This window comes from Desulfobacula phenolica (assembly GCF_900105645.1).
GTDB classification, from domain to species: domain Bacteria; phylum Desulfobacterota; class Desulfobacteria; order Desulfobacterales; family Desulfobacteraceae; genus Desulfobacula; species Desulfobacula toluolica.
Genome location: NZ_FNLL01000006.1, coordinates 20,598 through 34,810 on the forward strand (window position 1 = coordinate 20,598; position 14,213 = coordinate 34,810).

Below are 14,213 nucleotides of genomic sequence, written 5' to 3' on the forward strand. Positions count from 1 at the left end.
CCTGCCTCAGGCTACATTTTTTTTTAAAATCCGTTCTGATTTCAAACAAACCATATCATTTTCCAGGGCAATATCCGGTCTGGGAATGGCTGGTCTGGGAATAGTTGGGCTGGAAATGGCTGATTTCATTTTTTTGGTGCCGCCCAAAATATCATTTAAAGCCTCATCCCAGCTGTATTGATTTTTTATTCGATCCTGACAGGCTGCTCTCATCATAGCAAAATCGTTTGGACACTCAGATTTCATGGTGTGAACGGAACAAATCTGCTCCACCCATGCATCTGCATCAGAAAGACTCAAAACTTTTCCTGTTACACCGCTTTCTATAATTTCCCTGGGACCGCCCACATCAGTTACAAGAGCAAAAAGACCTTTGGCCTGGGCTTCTAAAACAACCATGCCAAAGATATCCGTGGTGCTTGGAAAAACAAAGAGATCCGATATTTCATAGTATTGCTGAAGTTCTTTATTTTCCACATACCCTTTCAAATGAATTCTATCAAAAGGTTGGCAAAGTGATTTGAAAAATTCAAAATCAGGGCCATTGCCGCACAAAACAAGATTTAAATCAGGAATTTTTTCACATGCTTTTTGATAGGCATCAATCAAAAACTCAAGGTTTTTATCTTTACTGACTCTGCCGGCCCACATCAATGTTGTACCGCTTTTAATGCCTTTTTCTTTTTTAAAGGCTTTTTTCCAGGATAAAGACAGCTTAAAATCTTCCACAGTAAACCCGCGTTTAAAAATACTCATTTTATCCATTGCATAATTTTGTTGTGACAAGATTTTAATATACTCGTTTGTCGGCACTTTTATCCGGTTTGAAAAAGAATAAAACCGGTTGATGCAAACCTGGATCAATCCGACCAGGGCTTCATCTTCAAAAAGATACTCTGCCTGGGCGGCAAAATCGGTATGGTAAATTGAAACACAGTCGATTCCCAGAAGCCCGGCCATAATCATGCCTAATATGCCAACCGGCCCGGGTGTTGAAACAATGATTTGATCCGGCCTATACTGATAAATCATTTCCATGGAAGCCAGAAGAGATGGAAAATTCAAAGAACAGGATGCATAAAATTCAGGTGTAACGCTATATATGCACGGCAGGTACATGATATTGGATTCATTTGATTTGTCCGGCCCATGCTTTTTGGAAACACAGGTTACAAAACTAACATTGAGATCTCTTTTTACAATCTGTTCTCTAAAGCTGTTCAAAGTTACTGACACACCGTTGAGATCATTTATAGTATCTGAAAACCATAAAACCTTTTTATCAGATAATGTATCGTTTCCATTGCATTTTTTTTTTAATGAAAGAATCATATCCCTGTCCTGCGACAGGTGACGCAAAGATGAGAAAAAAGGAAAACTTACAAACAAAGCAGGAAGGGCAGACATTAAGTTTTTAAATAATTTTCCAATATCACCTTTGGAAAAATCATTTACAAATGATTCCAGAAGCATTTTGAAAAATTCGTCCAGCAATTGTCCCATGCTGTGATAGATACTTTCTATTTTGGTTTCCATATCCAAATTTTTGTTATGGGACCAATTGTGCAAATCTTCAAAAAATTTTAAAATAATTTTATCTTTTATTTGTTTGCCCTTTTTGATTTTTCTTAACGTGATCCATTTTTTCAAACGGCTTTGCCGGTCTTCAAATACAACGTCATTAAAAAAGGACATTATCCCGCCGGGAGAGTTTTTCCGCCCATTAGAAGAATAATCACAAAAAATTTTATAAATTGAAAAGGCAAAAGATTTATAATCATTGCACCTGCCCTTGCAATATGTTTTTTTGTCTTTAATCTGTGCAATAAAATGTTTTTTTGACACAGCACCATTGCTGACTGTTGCTGTCAGGCCTATAAACAGTCCTGCATGGTCATCTGAACCACCGGTAAATCCTTTTATCCACGGAGTATCACTAATGGGCTTTAGCTTGTGCTTTTCAGACAAATCTTTAATCATATCCGGGGTTAAATTTTCTAAAACCTCCTTCCATATTTCATTATAATGTCTGTTTCTGGCACCATTTAACCCTTCAAAAACATCAAACAAAAGAATCAATTTTTCAAGAATCTCAATACTCAATTTTTGATTAACATTATAAAATCCATGAGCAACAGAGTAAGCAATATCCTGAGCCTTTAAATAATCTCTAAAAAAATAAATATTATGGCGTATCGCCTCTATATTTAAAAATTCCTCTGGTGTGATATCAAATACAAGAACATGAATTTTACAATTATTTTCCGGAAAATATGTCGTAACTTCCACGCTTAAAAAAGTATCATCCGGATATTTTTGGATCAGCTCAAGTCCGCCCTCAATGGTGTTATGATCCGTTACTGTAACAAAATCCATTTTGTTTTGTTTTGCAATTTTATACAAAGTGTCAATATCAGTATAAGATTCTCTTGCGTTTACTTTTTTTAAAAACCATTCCGAGGGTCTTTTAGATGCTTTTGAATGGACATGAAGATCTGCTATCATTTTTCCTCCTGAAGCCACAATTTATTAAATTCAACTACTTTTAAAAAAAACATATGAGAATTGAATTAAGAAATCATTTTAAATTGATAAAACCTGGAATAAACTATTGTTCTTCCTTTTTTCTTACTTTATAAATTGTCTTGTATAAATTATGTCTTGTGATTGAATTGTTCGTAAGTTTTTAACCAAACAGGATTATACCATTGAAGCTGACTTGAATACCCTGACCGGGAAATCAGGTGAGAATAGAAAAGGTATTATTATAGACAAAAAAAATGAAAGACAAAAAACATAGTGAATTGCAATCAGGTCTGATTTTCTTTTGCTGTTTTATCGCTATGCTGATATGGGGGTTGACCTTAAACCAGCTTCATAAAAGTAAAAATTTTCTTTTACATAACCTGAAACGGGAACAAAACAACATAATCGGTATACTTACAGAAAATATGTTTCAGGCTTTGGAGCAAAAGAGGCCCATTGAATTGCTCGCCCAGAAATGGTTTTCCGATCACCAGCAAAAATCCTTGAACGATATTACCAACTTTATTAACGGAGAACGTACCTTCAACAGAGTCGTTCTTTATAGACTATCAGGAGAAACGTTTTATCAATCCTCACCCCGTAAGCTCCCCCCAGAAAATAAGGAGCATATCAAGCAACATATTAATGAGATGGCGATTAATCATAAAGCAATGATCCTTAATTGCCAGATTGATTCCATGAAAACTTCCTGGCAAATGCCAATATTGTTTCCACTGAAACAAGGGAAAAACATACAAGGAGCAATGCTTCTTGAGTTGGATATCGGATATATTCTTAATCTTTTCCGGGATATTGATATAGGCAAAAAAGGAAACATTACCATCTTCAACAAGCAGTGCAAAAAGCTTATTCGCTTTGAAAACGGTGGCCTGATCATTGAAAGCTCATTGTCTGAAAAACCGACGGTTGCTTACATGCAAAACGTTTCCGGCTCAAAAATTTTACAATTTCCCGGTCAGGAAGAATACTGTTTCTCCTACAAACATGTCAGGAACTATCCTTTCATTATTACCGTCAGCCAGGAATTGAAAGAATTTTTTTTAAGTTTTTATCAAAATACAAAACAACAGATTTGGAGCCTTTCGATTCTCACATGTTTCTGTTTTATCGGCCTTTGGCTGTTATGCAAAATGATAAACAAAAAGCAGCAATATCTGATTGAGCTGAAGGCTTCCAATGCAAAAAACAATGAGCTGATCGTACAACTGGAGCAAAAACATCAGACTGCCGTTAACGAAGCATCTTTCGACCCTTTAACAGGTCTTTATAACAGGCGTCTGTTTATTTCCCTGGCAAAGAAAAGCCTGGCCCTGGGCAAGCGTAACTCGTTTGTTTATGCCATCCTTTTCATTGATCTGGATAGATTTAAATCCATAAATGACACCCTGGGACATCTCATCGGGGATTTGCTGCTTAAGGCAGTTGCAGAACGTCTGGTTGATTGCACACGCAAATCGGATATTGTTGCCCGTTTTGGAGGAGATGAGTTTGTTGTCATGCTGGCCAATCTGGAAACAGAACAAAACATTCCTCCTATTGCCGAAAAAATTATCACTGTTGTTTCAGAACCCTTTAAAAATATTGACGGACACCTGGTTACAACCAGTCCAAGCATTGGTATCTCCATATTCCCCAGCGACGGTGAAGATATAGAATCCCTGCTTGAAAATGCAGATGCTGCCATGTACAACTCAAAACGTTCCGGGCGAGGACTCTACAGTTTCTTTGATACAAGTCTCAACACCGTTTCCATCCAGGATCTTGGACTGGAACAGCGCATGCCGTCGGCCATTGCCAATAATGAATTTATACTGCACTATCAGCCGATCATAAGGCTTACAGACTTCCGTGTTGTTGGGCTGGAAGCCTTGATCCGCTGGCAGCACCCTGATTATCATCTTGTATACCCATCCGACTTTATCAAAACCGCAGAAGATACCGATTTAATTACAACACTTGACAACTGGGTACTTGAGGCTGCCTGTCAACAGATAGTCAAATGGCGTTCCGCAGGGTTGAAAGTTGTGCCGGTGGCTGTGAATGTTTCTCCCGTACTGCTGAAAAGCAAAAAATATCCCGATCTTTTTTTCGAAACCCTCAGCCGCAATCAGCTATTACCGGAAAATATTACTATCGAAGTCACACGAACTGCCTTTATTGAGGGAAAAAACAACGTCATTGAAAACCTGGAAATCTTTTTATCCAAAGGCGTAAGAATTTCACTGGATAACTTTGGCAATGGCAATGGCAACGGGATTTCCAATCTAAATCGTATCAGCTCACTTCCCATAAGAACCCTTAAAATAGACCGCCGTTTTATTCAGAAAATTCGAAATAATTTCAATGACAACTCCATTATTTTATCAACAATTGTTCTTGCAAAAAAGCTTAATTTGACTGTTGTTGCTACAGGGATAGAAACCCATGAGCAGCTTGTCAATCTTAAAGTTGCAGGTTGCGATCAGGTGCAAGGCTATTTTTTCAGCCGTCCGGTTCCTGAAAGACAAATCCGTGAATTCCTCATCTCACCATTAAGGAGTATCCCAGCATGAAAAACTTTTTTATTATATTCTTAATCTTTTTTGGTTTATTATTTTTTAATAAAACTTCCCCTGCTTTTGAGTCATCTGATGCTGATAACACAATCAAAACACCTCTATCTTTTTCATTGATTCCCAAAAAAAACATAGATCAGCAAATATCAAATCTGGCTCCCCTGTTTCAATTGTTGGAAGAAAAACTTTACAGACCAATTAAAATCATCCGTCCCCATTCCTACCAAGCCGTTATAGAGGGTATTCTTTCACATACCATTGATTTTGCGATTTTAGGACCGGCATCATATGCCAAGGCAAGGGCAAGGGATAACCGTGTGGATGCCTTTGCCTCCTTTACCACTAAAAAAGGTTTTACAACCCCACAGGGAAGCTATTACCATTCTATTCTTTTTACGCTTAGACATACGGGATGTGACACTATTGAAAAACTGAAAGGGAAAAAAATCGCCCTAACTGACCCGGCAAGCACCTCTGGTGCCATAATTCCGAATATGGTATTTTCCAAGCATATTGGACAGCCGCTGCAAACCTTCTTCGGTACACATGTTTACACAGGTTCTCATGACCGCTCCATCAAGGCAGTTGCAAACGGATTTGTTGACGCAGCTTTTGTTGCGTCTGTCCGAATAGATGAAGCTGTTCAAAAAAAGCTTATACCCCCCGATCAAATTGTAATTCTGTGGCGTTCCAACCCAATTCATTATGATCCTTTTGTATTTGGCGGCAGCGTCAATGAGCCATTAAGGACTCAAATCAAAAACATTATACTGTCGTCAGCATCACCTCAACTGGAGCAGATGTTAAATAACATGCAACTGACCGGAATTGAGAAAGTCTGCAATGAAGATTATCAGGCCATCCATGATATCATTGCCGTACAGACACAAAAAAACAAATAACCGATTACCTGTGACCGGCAGCGGTGTTCAGATCTTAATTTTCCTCATAGAATCCAAAACAAACATTAAGACAATTCAAACCTGACATTAATCCTATCCTCATTTTTTATCAATATAGTAACATCGGGAGTGCTGGCAAAGAACAAATTTGATAAAACTGCATGCAAATTAGGAGAACAATAAGGAAAGGTTATGCACATCAATCAATGCACTGATGAAACAGATGAACTATATGAAATAGATGAAGGCAACATAATTCCGTTGGAGCAGTTTGAACAAATTAGAGAATACTTGTTTTTAAGTACAAATCAATTATCAGAATCAGTCTGTCAAAAATCAAAGTTCAAACAAATTGTATTAAAGCAAAAACAATCTGAAGATCAATTAATATTGTATAAAGATCATCTTGAAGAACAGATAGTTGAATTAAAAAAGGCCAATCAAATCCTTAAAAAAGAAATTGATCATGCAAACAAAATAGAACAAGAATTAAAAAAAAGAAACAAATATCTGTCCGTACTTCATGATACTTCACTTGGAATGTTCAGTCGTCTTGATTTATCGAAACTCTTAAATTCTATCATTAAAAGAGCATCCGATTTAACTCAAATACCGGATGGGTTCATACAAATCTATCACCCTGTGGAACATATTCTGGAGATAAAGGCAGGCTGCGGAAAGTATTCAGGATTAACCGGCAAAAATTTAAAACCTGGTGAAGGTCTTTCCGGAAAAGTGTGGAAAACCGGGGAATCCATACTATTAAATGATTATCAAAACTGGATAGGAAAAACGTCTGATCCTCAATTTAATTTTGTCAAATCCATTATCGGTGTTCCATTAACATCAGGATCAAACATTGAAGGAACCATTGGACTAAGTCATCATGTAAACGGCAAAAAAATCGGACAGGAAACCGCCTTGATCCTGGAACATTTTGCCGAACTTGCCTCCATTGCCATTGATAATGCAAAATTATTCAAAAGAATGAGAACCGAGATTAAAGAAAAAAAAACACTTGAAAGCGAATGTCGGGAAATGGAATCAATGCTGCGGCAATCGCAAAAGATGGAGGCCATTGGTACGCTTGCAGGTGGTATTGCCCATGATTTTAATAATATCTTATTTCCAGTCATTGGGTTTGCCCAGATGATTGATCAAGACCTGCCCCATGACAACCCCATGAAAAGTCAAATCAAAGGAATTTTAAACGGAGCATGCCGTGCAAAAGAGCTTGTCCAACAAATTTTAACATTCAGCAGGCAGACAGACAAAGAATATCACCCCCTCAAAGTACAATTAATTATAAAAGAACTTTTAAAATTTTCAAGGGCCACCCTGCCTGCCAGCATCAAAATTTTCACGGATATCCCCAATGATGTGGGTATGGTAATGGCAGATCCTACCCAGGTTCATCAAATTGTAATGAATTTGATCACCAACGCTTTGCATGCAATGGAAGAAAAAGGCGGAGAGCTGACGGTTAAACTCAGAGAAGTTGATTTAAAAAAAAATGCGGTTCCTTCACCGGATCTTGCACCTGGTTCATACATTTGCCTTGAAGTAACCGACACGGGTATCGGGATGGATGAAATCACAGTAAAAAGAATTTTTGAACCTTATTTTACAACCAAGGAAGAAGGCAAGGGAACAGGTTTGGGGCTTGCCTTGATCCACGGCATTGTAAAAGATTATCACGGGAAAATTATGGTTTACAGCTCTCCTGATAAAGGAACCTCTTTTTTTATTTATTTACCCTGCATTAAAAGCCCCAAAAAACAAACAGCTCACCGTATTCAATCAAACTACAAACCCAATGGTAATGAACATATTCTTATCGTTGATGATGAAATCAATATCACCATCATGTTTAAAAACATATTGACCTATTTTGGTTATCAGGCCAGTTCTTACAGCAACAGCATTGAAGCCCTTGAGGCATTTCGCAATTCTCCTGAAATATATGACATGGTGATAACGGATATGACCATGCCCAATCTTGCAGGAGAAAAACTGATCATGGAAATAAAAAAAATACAGCCCGCTATTCCCATAATATTATGTACCGGATTCAGCAAAAAAACAGCAACCAGCAGGACGATTGATTTTAAACCGGATAAAATCCTTATGAAACCGGTATTACAAGACGAACTGTTAACAAGCATCAGGGAAATTTTTGACAGCAGGACAGGCATGGCTATGAAGCATATTCAAAATCATGTATTATGAACACCGTGTATTATGAATTTAAATATATTTTGCATTCAAAATCAAAAATAGTGATCAAAAATCGCACTTGGGATTACTGGGATTTCCTGTTTTCCAACAAACAAACATTCGGAACCAGCTCAAGGGTTCTTTTTTTTGCAGGAAAAAAGATGGTAACAACAGTGCCATTTCCAGGCTTGCTTGACACATCAATGTAACCGCCAAGCTCCTTTACTGTTCCCCATACAACAGCCATACCCAAACCTTGACCGTCCCTGTCTATTTTTTTGTTTGTATAAAAAGGCTCAAATATTTTATCCATGTCGTCTTTGGAAATACCAGGGCCGTTATCAGAAACAGACAATCCCACATATTCACCCTGACGGACCGAATCATCCCCCGGCAAAGAGTTTAAATGGCTCAATTTGTGATAACGGTTATCAAAACATTGATTAAATGTTTTAATAATAATCTTGCCCGGTCCTTCAATAGCTTCTGCTGAATTATTTACAAGGTTTACAATTAATTTGTTCAAATGAGTACAAGAGCCTTCAATCACCATAAGTTGAGGTTCGAGTTCGTTTTTGATTCTGATTAAGGGAAATTCAAGCTTGAGCCTGAAAAATTCAGGCGAATAAATACATTGCCAGACAATGCTGTTCAAATTCAGCATATCCTTATTTACTCTACCTCTTCTGGAAAACGTCAACAGATCCTGAACCACGGCAGCAGCTCTTTCTCCAGAGGCTTGTATGATTTTCAGAGGTTTGATCAAATTGCTGTTTTCCGGCAGCTCCATCATCATCAGCTCAGGATAATTTATAATGCCGGACAATATATTATTCAAATCATGAGCAACACCACCGGCAAGCCGACCGATGGCTTCCATTTTTGATGCTTTTAATCCCTGGATGGCCTTTTTTTTGTCAGTGTCTTCCCGCTCCAGCATAGTTGCATACCGCTCCAGGATATTGGTGCGTTCTCTTTGGGATTTAACCAGAAAATTTAAAATGGTTTTTACAGAGACAATACCGTTAAGATGTCCGTTTTTAACAACTATAATATGGTCATAAATCCTATTGCTTTCTCTTTTCATGGCTTTGGATGCCACATCCTCAATGCTTTCATCATGGCAGACAATCATTGGGGATTTGTCCATTATGGCGCAAACCGGCTTGTTGATAAACAAGGAAAAGCCATATCTTTGACTTAAACAAAAATTCATATGTATATTCATCACAAGCCCCAGGATTTTTGATCCCTGGACGACAACCACAGCATTTACAGGTTTGTTTTTATCAAAAAATTCTTTTACGCTGCTGACCGGATCATCTTGCAACACTGTATATGCTTTTTTACTGATATAACTTATCCTATTCATTGAATCTGCTGTGAAAGTTTTCATCTTAATTCCTGCACCACAATAGAGATTTTTGATTATATAATTTAATCATCTATTATTATTTCTCACATTAATATTTGGCTTTTATTATAAAATGCCTAAAAATTTGTTTAAAATAACTGCCACAGAACAGATTTGCTCTTGCATCGTCTTTATTTATAAGCCTTTAATCTATTACCGGCTCATGACGACAAAGAAAAAGAGTGCTTGATCACAACAGATGATATCAGAAGGGGTCGTGGTTAAAACTGGTTTATGAACAGGTTGGCATTATGGGCACAGGATGCCAAAAAAAATTTATTCTTCAAGCTGGTCGATATAGTTTTGACCTGTTACGACATAGTATATATTTTCGGCGATATTTGTAATATGATCCCCAATTCTTTCAAAACATCTTCCCATAAAAATCAGCTGGGTACAGTCGTTGATGGCTGTGGTTTCATACTGCATCTGCTCTTGAAGCATTGTCATCATTTCGGAAAAATAACCGTCAATTTCATCGTCTTTTTGCCATACGGCAACAGCTTGTTTAATGTTCAAACTCAAAAAGGCGTCAATGGCATCATGAAGCATTATTTTACAGGTTTGTGCCATTTTCATGATGAGATCTGAGGCGTCTGATAAAGGTTTTTCAGACAAATTAGCAATGCGTTTGGCAATATTGGCAGTATAATCACCGATCCGCTCAAGTTCCGAAGCAATTTTCATGGCAGACAAAATTTGTCGCAAATCCACTGCCAGGGGATGGCGTTTGGCAAGGAACCGGACCGCATTATCTTCAATCTCTCTTTGAAAACGGTTGATATGGCTGTCGCCTTTAATAATATTTTGTGCAAGTTCGGCATCCATATGAACAAACGCCTGTGTAGCCCCATTAATCTGATCTTCACAGCTTTTTGCCATCAATGTGATCTTATCTCTGAGACTTTTGATTTCCTTGTCAAATGATTTTACGATATGCTCTTGCATACTATTTCCTCAAATTATCCAAATCGTCCTGTAATATAATCCTGGGTCAATTGATGTAGCGGATTTAAAAAAATCTGTTCTGTGGGACCGATTTCAATCAAATCACCAAGATGAAAGTAAGCAGTCCTCTGGGATACCCTGGATGCCTGCTGCATGGAATGGGTTACAATGGCAATGGAATACTCTTGTCTTAGTTCATCTATCAAATCTTCTATAATGGCAGTGGCAATGGGGTCCAGCGCGGAGCAGGGTTCATCCATCAATATGACTTCAGGACCCACGGCAATGGTGCGTGCAATGCACAACCGCTGCTGCTGCCCCCCTGACAACCCGGTGCCGGGCTGATCCAGTCTGTCTTTTACTTCTTCCCAGAGCCCGGCCCGTTTCAAGGATGTTTCAACCAGTTCATCAGACTGAGCCTTGTTCTGGACAAGGCCATGGATTCTAGGGCCATAGGCAACGTTATCATAAATTGACTTGGGAAAAGGATTGGGTTTTTGAAACACCATTCCAACCTGTGCCCTTAAAGGCACCACATCAACTTGTTTATCATAAATATTTTTACCGTCAAGAAGGATTTTGCCATCTACGCGACACCCTTCAATGGTATCATTCATCCGGTTCAAACTTCTTAAAAAAGTGGACTTACCGCACCCTGAAGGCCCGATCATTGCAATAACTTCATTGCAGCCAATATCAAGGGAAATATTATTAATTGCTTTTTTTTCACCATCATTATAATACACATCAATATTTTCACACCGCATCCTCGGATTTTCCACGGTTGCTTCTCCAACAGTCCGTCGATCATCCTTTGGTACAAGTCCGGATTTCATCTTTTTCACCTTTTCCACCTTTTTCACCTGAGGGTTCCCGGGCATGATTTTATCCATCGCTTCATCATCTGAAATAATCTGTGTGACCATGATCTGTTTGTTTTGTTCAGTCTGTTCAGTCTGTGCAATCTCAATCTGTTCAATCTCAATCTGTGCAATCTGTGTTTCCATTAAGCCTTATTCTCTTTATTTTGTAACATGTTCAAAGGTTTAAATACCGGACGCATATTTCAAGCATCCGGTATTTTTTATATTCACAGACTATAAATCGTCTATTGACAACGGTGTTAAATTTGCAACCGCATTTGAATATTTTTTTCTTTCAGCTTCAGGCATGGGAATCAGTCCTTTGTCTGTCAAATACCCTTCATCACCCCAGGCTTTTTCACTTGTAAATTCCTTGAGATATTCACTGATTCCAGGAATTTTATCCACATGGGCTTTTTTTACATAAAAGAATAACGGACGCGACACAGGATAAGACCCGTCTGCAATGGCATTAAATGTCGGTTGAACACCGTCAATAAAAGACCCTTGAATCTTGTCTGTATTCTGGTCAAGAAAACTGAAACCAAAAATCCCCAAAGCATTGGGATTAGAGTCAAGTTTTTGAACGATCAGGTTATCGTTTTCACCGGCTTCAATATATGCACCGTCTTCACGAACAGTATGACAGACAGATTTATATTTCTTCTTGTCCGTCTTTTTCATTGCCTTGATAAAACCAAACTTTTTTGCTCCGCCTTCCATGGCAAGCTCAACAAATGCATCCCTTGTTCCGGATGTTGGAGGCGGTCCTAAAACTTCAATTTTTGTATTGGGAAGAGAAGAGTTAACATCATTCCAGGTTTTGTATGGATTAGCAATCAATGTGTCACTTCCGTCAGGATTGGGAACTTGCTCTGCAAGGGCAAGAAAAAGATCTTTACGGGTTAATTTTAATGCACCTGCTTTTTTAGAATTGGCAACCACGATGCCGTCATAACCGATCTTGACCTCAATAATAGCAGCAACACCATTTTTACTGGCTTTTTCAAATTCAGATTTTTTAATTCTTCTGGACGAATTGGTAATATCCGGGTGCTGAACGCCGACACCTGCTCCAAACAATTTGTGTCCGCCGCCTGAACCTGTGGATTCAATTTTAGGTGTCTTGTACTTGGTGGATTTGCCAAATTTTTCAGCAACAACAGTTGCAAACGGATAAACCGTTGAAGAGCCGACAATCGAAATATAATCTCTTGAAGAACCGGCCCACACATTACTGATACTAATAACAAACAAGAGGGATAGAGCGGTGAATAACGTTTTTTTCATTTTCATCTCCTAACTGTTCTTAAATGTTCTGGTTGTTTTTTTATAAAAGTCTTGAAAATTAATACAGAGACTTTCAATCTTTGTTGTGGGCAAACCAAGATGAAATATCAGGGTCTGCCCATGGCAGTTATTTAAACTTAAAATCAAGTTTACCATCGTCTTTCAAATTTCTTTCTCAAAACAACTGCCAATGAATTCATGGTAATCAAAAACAACAGCAAAACCATGATTGCAGCAGAAGTTCTTTCTAAAAATGCTCTTTCCGGACTGTCAGCCCATAAAAAGATCTGTACCGGTAAAACAGTTGAAGGATCTGTAACTCCCCCCGGAATATCCACAATAAATGCAACCATGCCGATCATGAGAAGCGGTGCGGTTTCACCAAGGGCCTGAGCCATGCCGATGATGGTTCCGGTCAGCATGCCCGGCAATGCCAGTGGCAAAACATGATGTGTTATCATCTGAGTTTTTGAAGCGCCCACACCCAAAGCTGCTTCTCGTATGGATGGAGGTACGGATTTCAAAGATGCCCTGCCGGCAATAATAATTGTTGGCAAAGTCATCAAGGTCAGAACAAACCCGCCCACCAGGGGTGCAGACCGTGGCAAACCAAAGAAATTAAGAAAAACCGCCAGTCCCAGCAATCCGAAAACAATGGAAGGTACGGCGGCAAGATTGTTGATATTCACTTCAATCAGGTCTGTCCAGCGGTTTGTAGGTGCAAACTCTTCCAAGTAAACAGCAGATGCAACACCAATGGGAAAAGACAGCACCAAGGTGATCAAAAGGGTAAAAAAAGATCCTGTTGCAGCCCCGCAAATACCTGCCAGTTCAGGTTCTCTTGAGTCTCCTGCCGTGAAAAATGTCGTATTAAACTGCTTTCTTATCCTGCCTTGTTGTTCAAATGCATCAATCCAGGATATCTGATTATCTTTCAAACGACGATCAACCTCCGGCCCATCCCTTTTAATATGCCCCTTAAAAAACATATCCACATCATCATCCGCCGGAACCCATACACGCAAGGTTTTGCCGATTATATCAGGATTTTCTTTGACAAGATCCTGCAAATCATATGATGCGCCTGAGCTGACCAGACCATAAAGTTTTTTCTTGTCTTGCCGGGATGTCACTTCAGGAAAAGCGCTTCTAAGGGATGCCTTGACCATCCCATGGAAATCTGATGCCGCCAAATTATTGTTATCAATATATTCCGGATCAATAAAGACTTCTATCTCAATAAAAGTCTGTTGAAACGCCGTATACCCATTGGCAAAGATACTGACAAAAAGCAATGCAAGACAGATCAAACTCAGAACAATGGCCGACAGACCATACAGTTTAAAACGCTTTTCTTTGTTATATCGTTTGCTCAGGCCCTTCTGGACAATATCAATCGACCGTACTGACTCACCTGACTGTGCTGACTTATTTGACCGTACCAATCCAATTGAATCATTGGACACACTTGAATCAT

At 38.7% G+C, this 14,213-nt stretch carries 9 protein-coding genes; 3 read left to right on the forward strand and 6 right to left on the reverse strand.

Going from position 1 to position 14,213, the window contains the following annotated elements:
- Nucleotides 1–6: 6 nt before the first annotated feature.
- Nucleotides 7–2,505 carry a glycosyltransferase gene (locus tag BLT94_RS10980; protein ID WP_092233930.1) on the reverse strand — a complete coding sequence of 833 codons (2,499 nt, stop codon included), beginning with the start codon at nucleotides 2,503–2,505 and terminating at the stop codon, nucleotides 7–9.
- Nucleotides 2,506–2,780: 275 nt separating this feature from the next.
- Between BLT94_RS10980 and BLT94_RS10985 the strand changes: the two genes are divergently transcribed.
- From BLT94_RS10985 to BLT94_RS10995, 3 genes are all read left to right on the forward strand, one after another.
- The gene (locus tag BLT94_RS10985) at nucleotides 2,781–5,099 is read left to right on the forward strand and encodes a bifunctional diguanylate cyclase/phosphodiesterase (protein WP_092233933.1); all 2,319 of its coding nucleotides are present in this window, start codon (nucleotides 2,781–2,783) and stop codon (nucleotides 5,097–5,099) included.
- A complete protein-coding gene (locus tag BLT94_RS10990; RefSeq protein ID WP_092233936.1) occupies nucleotides 5,096–6,004 on the forward strand; it encodes a phosphate/phosphite/phosphonate ABC transporter substrate-binding protein in 909 nt (302 codons plus the stop codon). The genes BLT94_RS10985 and BLT94_RS10990 overlap by 4 nt, the downstream gene beginning before the upstream one ends.
- Before the next feature lie 192 nt (nucleotides 6,005–6,196).
- Nucleotides 6,197–8,233 (forward strand): hybrid sensor histidine kinase/response regulator, encoded by a 2,037-nt coding sequence (locus BLT94_RS10995; RefSeq protein ID WP_092233939.1) that lies wholly within the window; start codon nucleotides 6,197–6,199, stop codon nucleotides 8,231–8,233.
- 73 nt (nucleotides 8,234–8,306) lie between these two features.
- Here the strand turns inward: BLT94_RS10995 and BLT94_RS11000 are convergent, their stop codons facing one another.
- From BLT94_RS11000 to pstA, 5 genes are all read right to left on the reverse strand, one after another.
- Entirely contained in the window at nucleotides 8,307–9,593 is a 1,287-nt protein-coding gene (locus tag BLT94_RS11000) for an ATP-binding protein (RefSeq protein ID WP_175530332.1), read from the reverse strand.
- 318 nt (nucleotides 9,594–9,911) lie between these two features.
- Nucleotides 9,912–10,583, reverse strand: a complete 672-nt coding sequence (gene phoU / locus BLT94_RS11005) for a phosphate signaling complex protein PhoU (RefSeq protein ID WP_014958555.1) — start codon at nucleotides 10,581–10,583, stop codon at nucleotides 9,912–9,914.
- A gap of 14 nt (nucleotides 10,584–10,597) precedes the next feature.
- On the reverse strand, nucleotides 10,598–11,419 hold the full coding sequence (gene pstB, locus BLT94_RS11010) for a phosphate ABC transporter ATP-binding protein PstB (RefSeq protein ID WP_051012576.1): 822 nt from the start codon (nucleotides 11,417–11,419) through the stop codon (nucleotides 10,598–10,600).
- A gap of 261 nt (nucleotides 11,420–11,680) precedes the next feature.
- Nucleotides 11,681–12,736 carry a PstS family phosphate ABC transporter substrate-binding protein gene (locus BLT94_RS11015; protein ID WP_014958557.1) on the reverse strand — a complete coding sequence of 352 codons (1,056 nt, stop codon included), beginning with the start codon at nucleotides 12,734–12,736 and terminating at the stop codon, nucleotides 11,681–11,683.
- Nucleotides 12,737–12,885: 149 nt separating this feature from the next.
- Nucleotides 12,886–14,181, reverse strand: coding sequence for a phosphate ABC transporter permease PstA (gene pstA / locus BLT94_RS11020; RefSeq protein WP_014958558.1), 1,296 nt, complete (start codon nucleotides 14,179–14,181; stop codon nucleotides 12,886–12,888).
- Between the last annotated feature and the right edge of the window lie 32 nt (nucleotides 14,182–14,213).